Source organism: Pseudomonas sp. BN606, assembly GCF_029873115.1.
In the GTDB taxonomy this organism is placed as follows: Bacteria; Pseudomonadota; Gammaproteobacteria; order Pseudomonadales; family Pseudomonadaceae; genus Metapseudomonas.
On record NZ_SSOF01000075.1, the window covers coordinates 66,654 to 83,374 of the forward strand.

The 16,721-nt window shown below is 63.3% G+C and carries 10 protein-coding genes; 6 read left to right on the plus strand and 4 right to left on the minus strand.

Features of this window, described 5'->3' with window-relative positions; all coding sequences use genetic code 11:
• The first annotated feature begins 1 nt into the window (after position 1).
• Together E8E75_RS17455 and E8E75_RS17460 are read left to right on the plus strand one after the other, a co-directional pair.
• Positions 2-1,291 carry an FAD-dependent oxidoreductase gene (locus E8E75_RS17455; RefSeq protein WP_280359478.1) on the plus strand — a complete coding sequence of 430 codons (1,290 nt, stop codon included), beginning with the start codon at positions 2-4 and terminating at the stop codon, positions 1,289-1,291.
• A gap of 134 nt (positions 1,292-1,425) precedes the next feature.
• Entirely contained in the window at positions 1,426-1,806 is a 381-nt protein-coding gene (locus tag E8E75_RS17460; RefSeq protein WP_120650886.1) for a RidA family protein, read from the plus strand.
• 146 nt (positions 1,807-1,952) lie between these two features.
• On the opposite strand, the gene E8E75_RS17465 is transcribed toward E8E75_RS17460, so the two are convergent.
• The 3 genes from E8E75_RS17465 to E8E75_RS17475 form a co-directional block, all read right to left on the minus strand.
• The gene (locus tag E8E75_RS17465; protein ID WP_153921916.1) at positions 1,953-2,483 is read right to left on the minus strand and encodes a hypothetical protein; all 531 of its coding nucleotides are present in this window, start codon (positions 2,481-2,483) and stop codon (positions 1,953-1,955) included.
• Between the two features lie 60 nt (positions 2,484-2,543).
• Entirely contained in the window at positions 2,544-3,977 is a 1,434-nt protein-coding gene (locus E8E75_RS17470) for a catalase (protein WP_153921914.1), read from the minus strand.
• 596 nt (positions 3,978-4,573) lie between these two features.
• Positions 4,574-6,172, minus strand: coding sequence for a winged helix-turn-helix domain-containing protein (locus E8E75_RS17475; protein WP_153921911.1), 1,599 nt, complete (start codon positions 6,170-6,172; stop codon positions 4,574-4,576).
• A 240-nt stretch (positions 6,173-6,412) separates the two neighbouring features.
• Here E8E75_RS17475 and E8E75_RS17480 point away from each other — a divergent pair, with 240 nt between their 5' ends.
• The 4 genes from E8E75_RS17480 (at position 6,413) to E8E75_RS17495 (ending at position 11,070) form a co-directional block, all read left to right on the plus strand.
• Entirely contained in the window at positions 6,413-7,174 is a 762-nt protein-coding gene (locus E8E75_RS17480) for an SDR family oxidoreductase (RefSeq protein WP_153921908.1), read from the plus strand.
• 94 nt (positions 7,175-7,268) lie between these two features.
• Positions 7,269-8,366, plus strand: coding sequence for an HlyD family secretion protein (locus tag E8E75_RS17485; RefSeq protein WP_153921905.1), 1,098 nt, complete (start codon positions 7,269-7,271; stop codon positions 8,364-8,366).
• The gene (locus tag E8E75_RS17490; RefSeq protein WP_280359479.1) at positions 8,363-9,952 is read left to right on the plus strand and encodes an MFS transporter; all 1,590 of its coding nucleotides are present in this window, start codon (positions 8,363-8,365) and stop codon (positions 9,950-9,952) included. The genes E8E75_RS17485 and E8E75_RS17490 overlap by 4 nt, the downstream gene beginning before the upstream one ends.
• An 86-nt stretch (positions 9,953-10,038) precedes the next feature.
• The gene (locus E8E75_RS17495) at positions 10,039-11,070 is read left to right on the plus strand and encodes an NAD(P)-dependent alcohol dehydrogenase (protein ID WP_153921899.1); all 1,032 of its coding nucleotides are present in this window, start codon (positions 10,039-10,041) and stop codon (positions 11,068-11,070) included.
• Between the two features lie 77 nt (positions 11,071-11,147).
• Here E8E75_RS17495 and E8E75_RS17500 read toward each other — a convergent pair whose 3' ends face one another.
• Positions 11,148-16,649, minus strand: coding sequence for an ATP-binding sensor histidine kinase (locus E8E75_RS17500; RefSeq protein WP_280359480.1), 5,502 nt, complete (start codon positions 16,647-16,649; stop codon positions 11,148-11,150).
• Between the last annotated feature and the right edge of the window lie 72 nt (positions 16,650-16,721).

The following is a 16,721-nucleotide window of genomic DNA, read 5'->3' on the forward strand; positions in this document are numbered from 1 at the left end:
CATGGTCAACGCCAATCCATCAAACGCGCCACAGACTCACGCGGACATCGCCGTGGTCGGCGCCGGTATCGTCGGCGTGGCCTGCGCCCTGCAGCTGGCGCGCCAGGGCAAGCGTGTAGTGGTCATCGACCGGCATGACCCTGGCCAGGGCGCCTCGTTCGGCAATGCCGGGCACCTGGCCACCGAACAGGTGTTCCCGATTGCGGACCTGTCGATCCTGAAACGACTGCCGTCCATGCTCATGGATCCCATGGGTCCGTTGCGCCTGGACTGGAAATACATGCCACGCGCCCTGCCCTGGTTCACGCGGCTACTGCTGAACCTGCACCCAACGCCGTTCCGGCGAACCGTCGCCGGCATACGCGCGCTCAACGAAGGCAGCCTCGGTGCCTGGCAGCGGCTGCTGAAGACGATTGACCGGCCGGGCCTGCTGAAGGAAGACGGCTCATTGCTGGTGTTCGAACGCGCCGAATCGCGCCGGGCGCTCGAAGCCCTGCAGGCACGGATGCGCGGCCAGGACGTGGCGGTCGATTTCTGGCGGGCCGAGGCCGTCCATGCAGCGGCTCCGCAGTTGAGCGAACGGATTCAGGGTGGGCTGTTCTTTCCGCGCACCGGGCATTTCCTCGATCCCTACCGGGTGGTCTGTGAACTGGTTGCAGCTGCGAAATCCCTGGGTGTGCAGTTCCGCAGGCAAAGCGTTCAGGGTGGCCATTTGCGCCAGGACGGCATCGTGCTGACCACCCATGACGGCGGCCTGCATGCCCGCCAGGTGCTGATCGCCTGCGGCGCCCACTCGGCCAGGATCACCGCGGCGCTAACCGGCAGGAAGGTGCCACTGGATACCGAACGCGGCTATCACCTGATGCTGCCCAATGAGCATGAGCGCCTGCCATTCGCAGTCACCTCGCTGGAGCGCAAGTTCATCATGACGCCAATGGCTGACGGCTTGAGGTTGGCGGGTACAGTCGAGTTCGCCGGCCTCGAGCAGCCGCCGAACATGGAGCGCGCCTGGCAGCTGCATCGACTGAGCAAAGGCCTGTTCCGCCGTGACCTGAGTGTCGAAGCAGCCACGCCATGGATGGGCTTTCGTCCATCCCTGCCGGACTCCCTGCCGATCATCGACCGGGTGTGCGACGGCAAGGTACTGCTCGCCTTCGGCCACCAGCATCTCGGCTTGACCCAGGCTGCGGTGACTGCAGAACACATCGCCCAGTTGGCGGCCTTGCCGGCAACAACCGATGGCCAGCACGGGTTAGCGGCATTGGAAGCCTATCGGCTCGACCGATTCTGACTTGCGGCTTCTGGAGCCACCCATGGCGCTATAAACTGGCCGCGAAAACGGCGTCGCCCCAGCGGACACCCCGGCTGGCCGAGCCACCGGGGGTGATGTACAAGCCGCCTTCCTACCACTCGAGCAGAGCTGCCATGGCAAACCACGACCTCACTTTCCTCCCAGATCCAGACCCGGAATCCATTTCTTCGGACGTCGCCAGCTTCGGCGGCTTGCTGGTGTCCACCCAGATCCCTACCCGCGCCGACGGCAGCCTGGAGCTGGGCGACATCGTCGCGCAAAGCGAATGCACCCTACAGGCACTGAAGGTCGCGCTGGAGCGCGCCGGCAGCTCCATGGACCGGGTCATGCACCTGACCATCTATCTCACCGATATGGCCGACCGCCCCGCCTTCAACGAGGTCTACCAGCGCTTCTTCGCCAAGCCCTGGCCGGTTCGCGCCGCCGTTGGCGTGGCTGCGCTGGCGGTGGAAGGCATGCGTGTGGAAGTCACTGCAATCGCAGCCAAGGGCTAAGCGTTTTCGCAGGATGGCGCTGAGCGTGCGGTTTGATCCCGACACCCTGTCGGACCTCGTTGCACGCTGCGCCAACCTTCGGCCCTGGTGCGCCCAAACGAGACGACGTGCCTGAATTGGGCGCACTACGGCATGACGTGCGACACCTACGGCGCCAGCACATGACGCACCCTGGCCACCAGCAGCCTGCTGGCCAGTCGGGTGTCCTCCAGCCGGAGGGCGGCGAGCGATTCGCTTCGAATCGAGTCCCCTTCCAGCAGTCGGCCAAGACGCTCAGGCAGGCGTTCCAGTTCTTCGATGTCCCGCTGGACCCGTGCAATGCATTCCGAGAAGCAGAGGGGCGCCCTGTTGTCGAACATCAGCTGGGGTTGGAACACGTGGGCGCCAGGCAGGTAGCCGCCAAGCCCAGTGATGGAATGAGCAAGAGGACCCAGCTGGCTGGCCGCCATCAGCGCCATGCTGCGCAGCACCCTGCGCAAGGCCCTGAAGCTAAGGCGACGCAAAAGCCACTGGGCCTGTTGCAGATCGGCGTGCACGTCAACAGTGAGTACGTACTGTTGCTGTAGCAGATCCACCAGCTCTATCCGAGTGGCGGCCGGCAGCCACAGAGCCGGCGCGGCAGCGCGATCGACTCGTCCGCCGGTGTGACTGGAGAAGCAGACCTTGGCGTGGTTCATGACGTTCAACCTTTTGCACTCGACGACCGGCGCCCCCGCACGGACGGGGCCGAACGCTGCTCAGTGGAGACGCTCCACCGCTGCCTGGACACCGGAGCCATAGGCCTGGTCGGCTTGGGCGCAGTGGCTGATATGACGCTCGATGACGTCCCTGGAAACGCCCTTCATGGCACGTGCGGTGTTGTCGAACAGCCCCTGTCGTTGCGCCGGGGTCATCAGACGGAAAAGCTCGCCTGCCTGGGAAAAATGGTCCTCATCCGGGCGCTGCAGCCAGTGGTCAGCCGGACCCTGTAGCGCCAGCGGAGGCTCGGCAAAGTCCTTGCGGTCGACCCACTCGGCGCTGCTGTTGGGGGAATAGGGGCACCGACCACCCTGGTTGCCATCAACCCGCATCAGGCCGTCGCGGTGATAGCTGTGCACTGGGCAACGCGGGCTGTTCACCGGGATCGAGGCATGGTTCACCCCGAGGCGATAGCGCTGGGCGTCGCCGTACGAGAAGAGTCGCCCCTGAAGCATCTTGTCGGGTGAGAAGCCGATCCCCGGGACTACGTTGGCCGGGCTGAAAGCGGCCTGCTCCACTTCGGCGAAGTAGTTGTCCGGATTACGGTTGAGCTCCAGGACGCCAACCTCATGCAGGGGGAAGTCGCCGTGCGGCCACACCTTGGTCAGGTCGAACGGATTGTGGTAGTGGGCGGCAGCCTGTTGCTCGCTCATGATTTGGACATACAGGGTCCAGCGCGGGTATTCGCCACGCTCGATGCTCTCGAAGAGGTCACGATGGTGAGTCTCGCGGTCATGGGCGATGCGGGCTGCGGCCTCCTCGTCGGTGAGGTTGCGGATACCCTGTTGGCTCCTCAGGGTGAATTTCACCCAGTGACGCTCGTTCGCAGCGTTGATGAAGCTGAAGGTATGACTGCCATAGCCATGCATGTGCCGGTAGCTGGCGGGAATCCCGCGATCGCTCATCAACACGGTGATCTGGTGCAGTGCCTCGGGTAACAGCGTCCAGAAGTCCCAATTGTTCTGGGCACTGCGCAGGCCGGTGCGCGGATCACGCTTCACGGCATGATTCAGGTCGGGAAAGCGCAACGGATCACGAATGAAAAACACCGGGGTGTTGTTGCCTACCAGGTCCCAGTTGCCCTGCTCGGTGTAGAACTTTATGGCAAACCCGCGGATATCACGCTCGGCGTCGGCCGCGCCGCGTTCGCCCGCCACCGTGGAAAAGCGCACGAAGACCTCGGTTCTTTTCCCGGAAGTACTGAACAGCCTGGCCTTGGTATAGCGGGTGATGTCATGGGTAACGGTGAAGGTGCCGTAGGCGCCGGAGCCCTTGGCGTGCATACGTCGTTCCGGAATCACCTCGCGGTCGAAATGGGCAAGCTTTTCCAACAACCAGACATCCTGCAGCAGTGCCGGCCCAAGAGGTCCAGCGGTCTGGATGCTGTCGTTGTCGGCGACGGGAGCACCGGATGCCGTGGTGAGTTCGTTCATCTTCCTTTCCTTCTGGTGAGCGTTGGTCATCAGGACAACCTTGCGCGTTGGCATTGATCGGCCGTTGATTCGCATGACCAGACGGGAGGTACAGGTGGCCCCGCCCATTCGAACAGCAGCGTATCGATCAACCCGCGCGGAGTCGCTTGCCTGGTGGCTGTGAGACCGGCCGTCCTGCCTCGTGAATCGGGGCGCCGGCTATGCAGTTGCGAGGCCTTTACCGCCTGGAACGAAATGACCTCGTGCGACCCGGTCGAATCGCCGAGCGCAAGCCACGATAAGCCTTGGGATATGCCGGGGCACTTCTACCTGAAGTCGGTAATCTCATACCCTCGCGTGGGGCTTCGATACCTTGGTTCACTTTTCCGGCGACGCCGCTCTGCCCGGTGCCGCCTGAAGCCGTGCCTGGGGCTATGAACCGGCGCGTAGGTGGATGCTGAGCCTGATAAGCCCAACGTCGGGTGCATGTTCCCGGCACCTTGCCGGGCCGCGTTGCACTCGGCGCCAACCGACGGTCCTGGTGCGCATGGAGCGCCCTACAGCGGAGGCTGCCGTGACGTTGGACCTAGGGTGCGCCGCGCGCACTGGCATTGCGGTCACTCGGGCAAGCCGGCCAGGCGCAATCCTTCCGCGAACCGCGCGAAATCCTCCGGCCGTTTTATCGGCAGCCAGTCCTTCAGGTTGCTGATGCGCAGGGATGGGTTCAGCTCGTGCAGGCGCTGCATCGCGTGCTGCGCCTTGTCCATCCGGCCGAGCAGGGCATTGCTGGCCGCCACCAGCGCGACGGCGGGCAGGAGGCTGGGCAGGTTTTCCAGCGCCCTCTCCGCCCAGGCCGACGAAACATCGAAGCGCCCGGCGAAGTAGTTCGCGATCGCCATCCCGACCTGCATCCTGAACATCTCCGGGTCCAGCGGACTCAGGCGAGCGGCGTGGTTCAAGTGTTCGATGGCGGCGTCAGTTTCACCGCGCAGCGCACGCAAGACCCCGCCAAGGAACCAGGCGGTAGCCAGGTTGGAGTTGAGCATTTGAGCCCTGTCGACAAGCGCGATGCCAACATCGAGATCGCCCACCAGATGAGCAAGCGCATGCCCGCCCCGCGTCAGCGCCACCGCATCGTCCCGACCGAGCTCCATCGCTAGCCGCGCAAGCCGCGCCCCCTCGGCAATTTCCTTTTCCCGATCGATCATCCAGCCATTCAACTTGCGCCAGAAATAGCACCAGGCTGCCATGCCATAGGCCGATGCGAACTCAGGATCAAGTTCGATGGCCTTGTAGAAAAGGTTCAACGCTTCCTCGGCGGCGTCCCGGGTGCCGCTGTGCAGCTTCGCTGTTCCGCGCAGGTAATAGTCGTAAGCGTCCAGGCTTTCCGTGGGCTTGCGTTTGGCACGCTCGATCTCAGCCAGTTCGAGCTGCGGCGCAATGGCGCCTACCACGCTTTCCGCAATCCGTTCCTGCAACTCGAAGATGTCATCGAGCGTCCCTTCGAAACGCTCCGCCCATAGATGCGTCCCGCTGGTCGCGTCGATGAGTTGCCCGGTGATGCGCACCTTGTTCCCGGCCTTGCGCACACTGCCCTCCAGCACATAGCGCACGCCTAGCGCCTGACCGACTTCCTTCAGGTCCACCGCCCTCCCCTTGTAGGTGAAGCTGGAATTGCGCGCGATGACGAACAGCCAACGGATACGCGACAGCGCAACGATGATGTCTTCGACGATACCGTCGGCAAAATAGTCCTGGTCCGGGTCACCGCTGAGGTTCTGGAAGGGCAGGACGCTAATGGAGGGTTTGTCTGGCAGGACGAGCGCGGCGGGAGGCGTTGCCTTCCGCTCGACCGGTTCATCTTCGCCAATGCCCGGCCCGGCAGGCAGCTGCGTTTCACCGACCTCAACGACCTTGATGTCACCGACGAAGCGGTACCCCTTGCGGGCCACCGTCCGCACCAGGTGCTGCTCTTCGCCGGAATCACCGATGGCCTTGCGAACGGCATTGATGTGGCTGGTTATCGTCGACTCCGAGACAACTCGGCCGTTCCAGACTGCCTCGAGCAGGTAGTCCCTGCTGACAACGCGGTCGCGGTTGCTGACGAGCAGCAGCAATAGGTCGAAAACCTGTGGCCCTACGGCCACGACTTGCCCGCGCAAGGTCAGTTCCCGGCGCCCCTGGTCGAGCACGTAGTCTCCAAACATGAATTGCAAGATCGGTGTCTCCTCGCGAACGCGACTGCAGGTCAATAGCTGACATTGATACCACGGCGGCGCCTTGCTGGATGCACCGGCCGCTCCAACGGAAATCATTGCAACAACTGTTCCCCTGGACGAAAAAACAAGCTTCCCCGAAGGACAACTCAAGGCCGCCACAAGGACTTCCCTGACACACAGCGGCACTCTCTCACTACACCGACTGCGATGGTTGCAGCCCCTTAGCGGAGAGACCCCATGAAGATCGTCGTCATCGGAGGCACCGGCCTCATCGGTTCCAAACTGGTAAAAAACCTCCGCGAGCGCGGCCACTACGTGATCGCCGCAGCCCCGAGCACGGGCGTGAATACCGTTACCCGCCAAGGCCTGGCAGAGGCGATGGATGGCGCCGAGATTGTCGTCGACGTCGCCAACGCGCCCGCCTGGGACGACAAAGCCGTCCTCGAGTTCTTCGAAGAGTCCGGTCGCAACCTGCTGGCTGCCGAAGCCGCCGCCGGAGTTCGCCATCACATTGCGCTCTCGGTCGTAGGTAGTGAACGACTCCAGGACAGCGGCTACTTCCGGGCAAAGATCGTGCAGGAGGAACTCATCAAGGCGTCCCGCATTCCCTACACCATCGTGCGCGCGACGCAGTTCTTCGAGTTTGTCGGCGGGATTGCGCAGTCGGCTACCGAGGGCGAGGAGATTCACCTCTCGCCAGCTCTGATCCAGCCAATCGCGTCGGACGATGTGGTGGCGGCGCTGACGGAAATCACCTTCGAAGCACCGGCCAACGGCACCGTCGAAGTCGCCGGTCCCGAAGCCATTCCGCTCGACGAATTGATCCGGCGCTTCCTGCAGATCACCCAGGACACGCGCAAAGTCGTGCCGGACGTCCATGCGCGCTATTTCGGTGTCCTCCTCGACGATCAATCGTTGACTCCCGGCGAGCACCCGCGCCTTGGCACGATCCACTACGACACCTGGCTGGGCAGCCAGGCCGCCCACGGGGCGAATTGAGCAACAGCTGCATCAACAATCGACAGCCCCGGCAGCAGGCGACTGCGGTCCAGGAGCTGCTGCACGTCATTGATATTCAACAGGAAATGAAGATATGAAATCGCTCGAGGACAAGATCGCCAGTGCCGCCGGCGCAAGCTCCGAGATCGGTGCAGTACCGGCGCGGCGAAGCAAGCGAAAGGTGATTGGCGTACTGCTGTGCCTCGGCGCGGTAGTGGCAGCCGCGATCGGATGGACCATGGCGGTTTCCGTTGGCGAGACGACGACCGACAATGCCTACGTCCGCGGTGACGCCACATCGCTAGCGGCCAAGGTTGCCGGTTACGTCACCGCGGTCGAGGTCGAGGACAATCAGAGCGTCCAGGCGGGTGACGTGCTGTTCCGGATCGATGATCAGGACTACCGTGCGCGCCTTGCGCAGGCGGTCGCCAACGTCAAGGCAGCCGAGGCTCGGCTGACCAATGTCGATGCGGAAACCCAGCTGCAGCGCTCGTTGATTCGACAGGCCGAAGCCGAAAGGCGCTCGGCCGTGGCACAGAGGAATCTGGCAGCCAAGACCCATGATCGGAGCCGCAAGCTCATTCGCAGCCACGCCGTCAGCCAGGCCCTGGTCGACGAAAGCGACGCGGCACGCCTGGGAACCGAAGCGAAGGTATCAGCCGCTTCGGCAACCATGGAGGCTCAACAGCAACGCATCGCCGTCCTGCTCGCCCAGCGCGAAGCCGCCGTGGCGGCCGTGGCGCAGGCTCAAGCCGCCCGCGACCTCGCCCAGATCGATCTCGACAGTACCGTGGTACGCGCTCCGGTCGATGGCGTGGTCGGTAACCGCCAGGTCCGCATCGGCCGCTTCGTCACACCGGGCGTCGCCCTGCTGGATATCGTGCCGGTCCATGATGTGTGGGTCGTGGCGAACTTCAAGGAAACCCAACTCGAACATATCCGCGCAGGCCAGAGCGTCCGCATCACCATCGACGGCTATCCGGACGAAGCGCTGGAAGGCGTGGTCGACAGCTTTGCACCTGGCAGCGGATCGGCGTTCAGCCTGCTCCCCACCGACAATGCGACCGGCAACTTCGTGCGCGTCGTGCAGCGCGTCCCGGTGAAGATTCGCTTTGCCAATAATCCCATGCCGGGCCGCATTGTTCCGGGCCTGTCGGCACGCGTCGAAGTTGATCATGGAAGTGGCTCATGAACGCCGTCGCCGCTGGCACGCAGAGCCGCAACCAGAGCGCGACTGGAATCCTCCTGATGGTCGGCATCGTGCTGGCCTCGCTGACTGAAGCGATAACCGGCACCGTCCTGGCGCTCGGACGCAGTGACATCATCGGCGACACTTCCGCAACGCCTGATGAGTTCGCCTGGCTGGATGTCGGGTACATCGCACTCAAGCTCATCGGGTTCATGACGGCCTCATGGTTCGTAAGCCGTTTCCACCCGCGTACCCTGTTTATCACCCTGACCCTGGTCCTGGGCCTGGCCTGCGGCATGGCAGCCATCACGGCGCGGCTGGATGTGCTGATGGCGCTGCGGATGATCCAGGGCTTCGCCGGCGGCTCTTTGCTGGTCGTTGGCCAGGCGATCGTCTTCTTCGCTTACCCACGCGCCCACCAGCCCATCCTTCAAGCCCTTTTCGCCGTGGGGGCGGTCGTCGCACCCGCAACGCTCGCCCCGGCCTTGCAAGGGTGGTTGATAGACAGCGAGTCCTGGACGTGGATCTTCTTCAGCGTTGTGCCGCTCGCCCTGGTGGCCAGCGGCCTGCTGCTGATCGCCGATGATCCGATACCCGTCAGGATCAGATCGCGCCGGTTTGACTGGCTCGGCTTCTTGCTGATGTCCGCCAGCCTGTTCTGCCTGACCTACGTACTCATCCAGGGCACCCGCTGGGATTGGTTCGAGGAACCCCGCATCCTGTGGCTGACCGTCATTGGCATCGCCGCCCTGCTCGCCTTCCTCGGCCAACAGGTGCTGGCCAAGGGGCAAGGCCTGCTCGATTTCAGCTTGTTCAAGTCGACTGACTTTCTCTTCGCCTTCATCGTCAGCTTTGTCGCCGGCGCCGCCCTGTTCGGCAGTGCGTTCCTGATACCCGTGTTCGCCCTGTCGATCCTGGCGTTCACCCCGACCGATGCCGGCCAGCTCCTGGTGCCGAGCGCCGTATCCTTTGTTGGCGCGCTGCTTATCTCGGCGTTTCTCATGCAGGTGCGTCGCGTTGCGCCGTTTGCCACAGTGCCTTTTGGCATCCTGATAATCATGATCGCAATGTGGATGCTGTCCGGCTCCACCAGCGAAAGCGGCGCCGACGACATGATGTCCGCCATCCTGTTGCGCGGTCTTGGCCTTGGCTTCCTGTTCCTGTCGATCACGCTGATCGCCTTCAGCAACCTGAACAGCCAGAACCTGGCCGCCGGCATCGGCCTGTTCAATACGGGTCGTCAGTTGGGAGGCCTGGCGGGGGTTGCAGCACTGCAGACCCTGATCGAGCATAACGTCGCCGCCAATCTTGCGGTGCTCGGCTCGCACGTCACCCCTGGAGGTGGCGCCCTCATCGAGCGGCTGACGACCACGACCACCCTGCTGGCCGCGAAGGGTATGGACACAGCGTCCGCCAGCCAGGCAGCGATAAACCTGTTGGGACGGGTGGTAACCGGTCAGTCCACGGTAATTGCCTTCGACTCGGCCTTCGTTGCCGTTTCCCTGCTATTCGTGGTCGCCGCCCCCATGCTGGTGGGCATCAAGATCGGACTCGCGCGATACGCGAAAGCCCGCCAGGGCGGGGCATGAGACAAGCCTGAGCGACGGGCTACACTTCCCGGGCCCTGCCGCGGCGAAGCGCAGGCACCCCGATCCCTTCCAGCAGGAGCTGACCGATGAGCGATGCAGCGGAACTCACGACATTCACCGGCTGGGCCGCCGTCGCGCCCGGAGCCCCACTGGAACGCCATAGCTATATCCCCGGCCCATTGGCGGACGAAGAGGTGGAAGTCGCGGTCGAGTACTGCGGCGTCTGCCACTCGGATCAATCGATGATCGACAACGAATGGGGCCTCACCCGCTACCCGTTCATCCCCGGCCACGAGGTGGTTGGCAGCATCGTACGGATGGGCAGCCAGGTCCGTGGACTCAAGCTGGGCCAGCGGGTGGGCATCGGCTGGTACAAGGGCAGCTGCATGCACTGCGGTTCCTGCATCGAGGGTTCCCACCAGATGTGCAACGCCATCAAACCCACGATCATCGGCAGCAACGGCGGCTTCGCCGACCGCCTGCGTTCCCACTGGGCCTGGGCGATCCCGCTGCCGGATGGGCTGGACCCGGCCCTGGCCGGACCGTTGTTCTGCGCAGGATCGACCGTGTTCAACCCGCTGGTGGAGTTCGATGTGAAACCCACCGACCGAGTTGGCGTCGTGGGGATCGGTGGGCTCGGTCATCTTGCCCTGCGTTTCCTCAATGCCTGGGGCTGTGAAGTCACGGCCTTCACCTCGTCCTTGAGCAAACAGGACGAAGCCCGCCGCCTGGGCGCACACAAGGTTGTGCCCTCTACCGACAGTGCGGCACTGGCGGCGATCGCCAATACCCTGGACTTCCTCCTGGTCACTGCCAACGCCGACCTCGATTGGCCCGCCATGCTCGGCACTCTGCGCCGCAAGGGTCACCTGAATTTCGTCGGCGTGGTGCCCGGCGCGATTCCCGTGCATGTATTCAACCTGCTGCGCCAGCAGAAGAGCCTGTCGGCCTCCCCGGTGGGTTCACCCGCGACCATGGCGACCATGCTGGAGTTCTGCGCGCGCCATCAGATCCTGCCGCAGGTCGAGCACTTTCCCATGAGCCGGATCAACGACGCCATCGACCACCTGCGTAGCGGCAAGGCTCGCTACCGGGTGGTGCTGGACGCATCCAGCTGACGTTGGGCGCGCGGCGGCGAGCCGCGCGCGTTTCCCGATTGCACCTGGCCGGGATTTGCGTCACCCGTAGGTGGCAATCACGATGAAACGGCGGGATGGGCGAGCACGGTGAACTCGACGACGGCGCCGCAAGGCTGCCGGCTGCTCACGCTCAGTTGGCCGCCATGGGACTCGATGATCGAGCGGCAGATCGACAGCCCCATCCCCAGGCCGGTTGCCTTGGTGGTGTAAAACGGGGCGATGACTTTCTCGGCGCTATCAGCGAATCCCGGCCCAGAATCGCTCACTTTCACCCGCACAGTGTCTGCGTCGTCTATCCCACTGCTGATGTGCAGTTGCCGGGCGCCGTCGCTGACGCCGCTCATGGCCTCCAACGCATTGACGATCAGGTTGAGCAGCACCTGTTGCAACTCGACACGGTCACCTTCGATCAAGGGCAAACCTTCCGCGAGTTGCATCTGCACCGATGCGCCGCACTTGCTGGTTTCTCCCTGGGTGAAGCACACCATCTCGCGTATCGCCACATTGATGTCCACGGCTTCCTTCTGCGGCGGTGCCTTCCTGATCAGTTCGCGGATTCGACCAAGGACCTCCGCGGCCCGGTTGGCATCCTTGATGATGCGGCCAAGGACCTGACCCACCTCGCCAATCTCGGGCGGCTGGGCGTTCAGCCAGCGCTGCGCGGCATGGGCATTGGTCACCGTCGCGGCAATCGGCTGGTTGACTTCGTGGGCGATCGAAGCGGCCAGTTGCCCCATGGTCGCGACGCGGTTGGCATGTGCCAACTCCGCCTGCACCTCGCGATAACGTTGCTCGCTGTCGCGGACCTGCTGCTCGGCCTGCTTGCGCTCGGTCTGATCGAGCACGAAAGCGACGCCTTCCTTGCGACCCGTTTCGAAAGTAGCCAGGCCGACGATGACCGGCACGTAGCTGCCATCCTTCCTGATGTATTCCTTCTCGAAAGGCTGCACGCTTCCGGCACGCAGGGCCTCAGCCAGGGCCAGTTCACTGTCCGAGAGCAAATCCGGTTTCGTCAGTTCTCGCCAACCCACTCGTCCCGACACCAGTTCTTCCCGCTCGTAACCCACCATGCGCAGGAATGCATCATTGGCTTCGATGATGTCACCGTCTGCATTCCAGACGATGAGCCCGATGATGTTGGAATCGACTAGACGACGGATCTTTGCCTCGCGTTCGGCGATATCACGGTACAAATGGGCATTCTCCAGTGAGATCGCCGCCTGGGAGGCCACCAGCTTCAGGACGGCTATCCGCGCCGGGCTGAACACCCGCGAAGTCAGGTTGTTTTCGAGATACAGGGCGCCAGTCATCTTGGCCTGGTTCATCAAGGGCAGGCAAAGGATCGACCGCGGGCGCTGCTCGCGGATGTACGGGTCGGTGGCGAAAGCAGGCTCGGCCACGGCATCGTCGAGAACGACACTGTCCCGGGTACGCAGGGCATTGAGCAGGATTGATTCCGGCAGCAGGGTCGCGTTCACCGGCACATCTCGCAGTTGCAACTGTGTCGCTTCCCCCACCGTCGTCGCTTCTGCCGCAACCAAGTGCACGCCGCCGTCCGACAGGATCAGCAGGCCACGTTCGGCGCCGGCCTGTTCGATGGCCGTGCGCATGATCATATCGATTAGCTTTTCCAGAACAATCTCTCCCGATACGGCTTGGGACACTTTCAGTACGGTTGCAAGATCGAGGTTGTCGACCGGCGTTGCGATCGTGGTTGTTGGGCCGAGCGCAGGTTCTTCCACGCGCAGGTACGAGTACTTCGCCTCCAGCTGTCGCACCTTGCCGCTGGCGCCCCAACGCAGGTAGCCATAACGCGCATCACGCATATGCAGCTGGGCAATCTTGCCGAGACCCCGCGACGCGTAAAAGCGCGACGCGAGTTCATTGGCCAGCGCTTCGACATGGACGAAGCCGCTTGCCTGTGCCGCCTGGATGGCCTCTTCGTAGAGCCGCTCGGCTTCCAGCTCCCGACCCTCCACGCGAGCGCGTTCGGCAGCTATCAGGGCGGTACGATCGGCAAAGTTCTCGCGGCAGTTGTCCGCCCATACCTGGTACTGCCGGTGATGGACGGCCATGGCAGCCAGATGTGTCTCCCGCTCCTCCGCAGGCCCCGTATCACAGGCTGCAGCGCGAACCAGCGCGGCGTAGAAGTGAAACTCGGCCTCCTCGAAGAACGAAGATGAAGTCCAGAGCAATGCCTCCGCCTTCGTTGCTGCCTCCATCGCCGCGCCGTAGTCGTCGGCCAGGTAGCGAAGCTGCAGTTTGCGCGTCCAGTACCAGCACTCGGCGAGTGCCAGGTCCGGGCTGCCGGACAGATGTTCCTCGGTCTGTTGCTCGGTGAAATTCGTGTCGTCGAAACAGCCGAATGCCGTCGTCAACCCGCGTAAGGCGCGCACCACGGCAAGTTGCGTGGCAATGAAGTCGACCACCAGGCCAAAACGCACTTTCTGCGCATAGGCCAGGCCGCGCTCGGCTTCAGTCTGCACCGTCGGCAACGATTCGCCGGCGAAGAGCATGTCCGAGACCTGGCTGTTGCCTGCGTAGGCACCATACGGAAGATCGCCGATCCTGTTCGCCGCCACGAAGGCACGGCTCAACAACGCACGGCACTCCCGCACGGGCCGCAGCCAGCGCATGACGAATATCGAGAAGCAGAGGAAGGTCTTGGCCTCGAAGCGCTTGAGCCCACGCCGGTCGACGAGATCGCAGCCGAGCTGGCCAAAGCGCAAACCGGCCTGGTAATCCCCGAAGCGCCGTCCCGCGACCCGGCCGACATTGGCATAGAGCACGCACGACGCATCGCTGTTGCCGTGCTCCATGCTGATGATGACCGCCTTGCAGATCGTCAGGCATGCCAGGTTTGCGTCCGTCTGCAGGGCCGGCGCGAACAACTTGCTCAGCGCCTCGACGGTGCCAAGCGAGGCAGCATCCTCCATCACTGGCAGATCGATCAGATCCTCGATTCTGCGTTCGCCAAGCCGTGACCAGATTTGCTGGTATTGGCAGTGAACCTCGTCATCGTCGGGATGCGCTGACCAGTCGATGCCGACATGTTTGAGATAGGCGAGGCAGACCGCGACGGCGCGGTCGCTTTGATCGAGGACCAGGCAAACATCGAGCTGGAGGCACGCTACCAGCGCCTTCTCCACGGTAGAAGCGGCGCGTTCCACCAGGGCCACCAGGCGGGCGTCCGCCGCCGCCAACTGCCCGGTCAGGAACTCGCATTCGGCCCGGTTAAGCTCCAACGCGAAGATCAGCTCATGGCGGCGTTCCCAGCACTCCTCGTCGAGCAGTTCCGCACCGATGGTGAGATAGGTAAGCGCCGACGCATAGGCAGTCGATGCCTTGGCCCGCTGGCCGGCGAGCAGGTTGAACTCGGCCAGTTGCTCACGCTCACCTGCGTCGTTCAGCAGCGCGGCACCGCGATTGAGTTGGCCGGCAATCTCGAAGATGGCCTCCTCCCGTCGTTCCGGGACTGTTTGTGCGGCGAGCAGCCAGCCAATACGAAGATGGGCTTCGGCGCGTGATGCCTTGGGGATCAGCGAGTAGGCAGCTTCGTGAATCCGGTCATGGACGAAGGCATAAGTACCCTCCAGCCGCTCGACCAGCTCCTGGCGAATCGCTTCCCACAGCACCGTTTGAGTCTGTGGCTGAGAAATGCCCAGAACGCTGGCGAGGACGTCGATCTGGGCGACGTTGCCAAGGCAGGCCAGCTGCTGCAGCGCCTGCTGGGTATCAGACGGCAGGCGGGCGAGCTTGCCGACCATGAGGTCCACGACGTTGTCTGTGTAACCCTTGGCATGGATACGATCAGGGTTCCAGCGCCAATGCCGCGCGTCATGGTCGAAGGTCAGCAGGTCTTCTTCGACCAGCGCCTGAAGAAACTGGATCACGAAAAATGGATTGCCTGCGGTTTTGTCCTGCACCAGCCGCGCCAGCGACTCGATGCGTTCTCGCGGGCAATGCAGGGCCTCGGAGATCAGTTGCTCGATATGAGCCGTGGCGAGCGGCGCCAGCTTGATTTCGTCGATCCTGACGCTTGCATTCCTGATGGCCTGAAGCTTGGCGGTCAGCGGATGCGTGACATCCACTTCGTTATCGCGGTAGGCGCCTACCAGCATCAGGTGGCGCAGTTCCGAATGGGTCAGCAGGTCTTCCAGCAAATCGAGGGTGGCCGCGTCGAGCCACTGAAGATCGTCGAGGAACAGTGCGAGCGGATGTTCCGGTCGCGCAAATACGCTGATGAAACGCCGAAACACCAGCAGGAAGCGGCGTTGCGCTTGCTGCGGCTCCAGCTCCGGAACCGGTGGCTGCTCTCCGATGATGAGTTTCAGCTCCGGAATGAGATCGGTCATGAGCCGCGCATTGGGTTCCAGCGCCTCCAGCATCGCATCCCGCCAGCCCTCCAGTTCTGCATCGCTCTTGCCGAGCAGTGTCCGCACCAGGTTCTGGAACGCTTGTACCAGGGTCGAATAGGGAATATCCCGCTTGTACTGGTCGAACTTGCCGGAGGCGAAGAGCCCCCGTGGCGGCACCAATACCTTGTGCAGTTCGTTGACCACCGAAGACTTGCCGATACCGGAGTAACCCGACACCAGCACCAGCTCCGGCGCACTGCTGTTGACGATGCGAGTGAACGCGGCAACCAGGGTGTCTACCTCGACCTCCCGCCCATACAACTTCTCCGGAATCAACAAGCGGTCGGGGGCGCCCTGCTCGTTCAGAGGGAAGTCGTCGATGCGCTGCTCAGACTGCCACGCTTCCAGACAGCGGCGCAGGTCATGTTCGACGCCGGCTGCAGTCTGGTAGCGCTCCTCGGCTGTCTTGGCCAGCAGTTTCATGACGATGTGGGAGATAACCACGGGGACCGTGACCACCCGTTCGCTCGGTGCGATCGCCTTCCTGGCGATATGGCAGTGCACCCACTCCATGGCATCGGAGGCTGTGAACGGCAGCGCACCGGTCAGCATCTGGTAGAGGGTAATGCCAAGCGCATAGAGGTCGCTGCGCGAATCGATCGACCGATTCATCCGTCCGGTCTGCTCGGGCGCCATGTAGGCGAGCGTGCCGGCGATGGTCTCGGGGGGCTCGGGAGCCTGGCGTTCTCGCGGCAAGCGCGAGGCCAGTCCGAACCCGGTCAGGCGCGTCTGCCCATCGGCGCAGTTCACCAGGATGTGCGTAGGCTTGAGGTCTTTGTGGACGAGTCCGCGCTGGTGAAGCTTGCCCAGCGCCGTGGCAATACCCACGGCATAGCCCAGGAAGGCGCCCATCTCCATGGGAGCGCCGAGCAACCGTTCGAGAGGTTCGCCGCCCGGATCATCGAGCACCAGCAGCATCCCGCCACTCTCGCGCACCAGGGCCTGCGGGCGAACCGCCCATGTGCCATCGAGTTCCTCTTTCAGGGAGAACTCGTGAACAAGGCGATCAAGGCTGGCTGGCGACGGTTGCTCTGCGGCGGGCCGTGCGACCAGCACCTCGTAGCCGCTGTTTCGTGGATGTGGCCCGCGACAGAAGACGCGCTCGCCATCGTCCCAGCAAATCTGGAGTCTGTTACCCATTGGTCTCGGAACCATCTGTAGTTTTATCTGGTATGCCGCACCCTGCCCTCAGGCTGCCGCCCCTCATTGCGA

Coding starts and splice junctions, on each gene's coding strand:
- E8E75_RS17490 (WP_280359479.1), top strand. CDS start 8,363: ATGAACGCCGTCGCCGCTGGCACGCAGAGCCGCAACCAGAGCGCGACT.
- E8E75_RS17495 (WP_153921899.1), top strand. CDS start 10,039: ATGAGCGATGCAGCGGAACTCACGACATTCACCGGCTGGGCCGCCGTC.
- E8E75_RS17480 (WP_153921908.1), top strand. CDS start 6,413: ATGAAGATCGTCGTCATCGGAGGCACCGGCCTCATCGGTTCCAAACTG.
- E8E75_RS17455 (WP_280359478.1), top strand. CDS start 2: ATGGTCAACGCCAATCCATCAAACGCGCCACAGACTCACGCGGACATC.
- E8E75_RS17485 (WP_153921905.1), top strand. CDS start 7,269: ATGAAATCGCTCGAGGACAAGATCGCCAGTGCCGCCGGCGCAAGCTCC.
- E8E75_RS17460 (WP_120650886.1), top strand. CDS start 1,426: ATGGCAAACCACGACCTCACTTTCCTCCCAGATCCAGACCCGGAATCC.
- E8E75_RS17500 (WP_280359480.1), bottom strand. CDS start 16,649: ATGGGTAACAGACTCCAGATTTGCTGGGACGATGGCGAGCGCGTCTTC.
- E8E75_RS17465 (WP_153921916.1), bottom strand. CDS start 2,483: ATGAACCACGCCAAGGTCTGCTTCTCCAGTCACACCGGCGGACGAGTC.
- E8E75_RS17470 (WP_153921914.1), bottom strand. CDS start 3,977: ATGAACGAACTCACCACGGCATCCGGTGCTCCCGTCGCCGACAACGAC.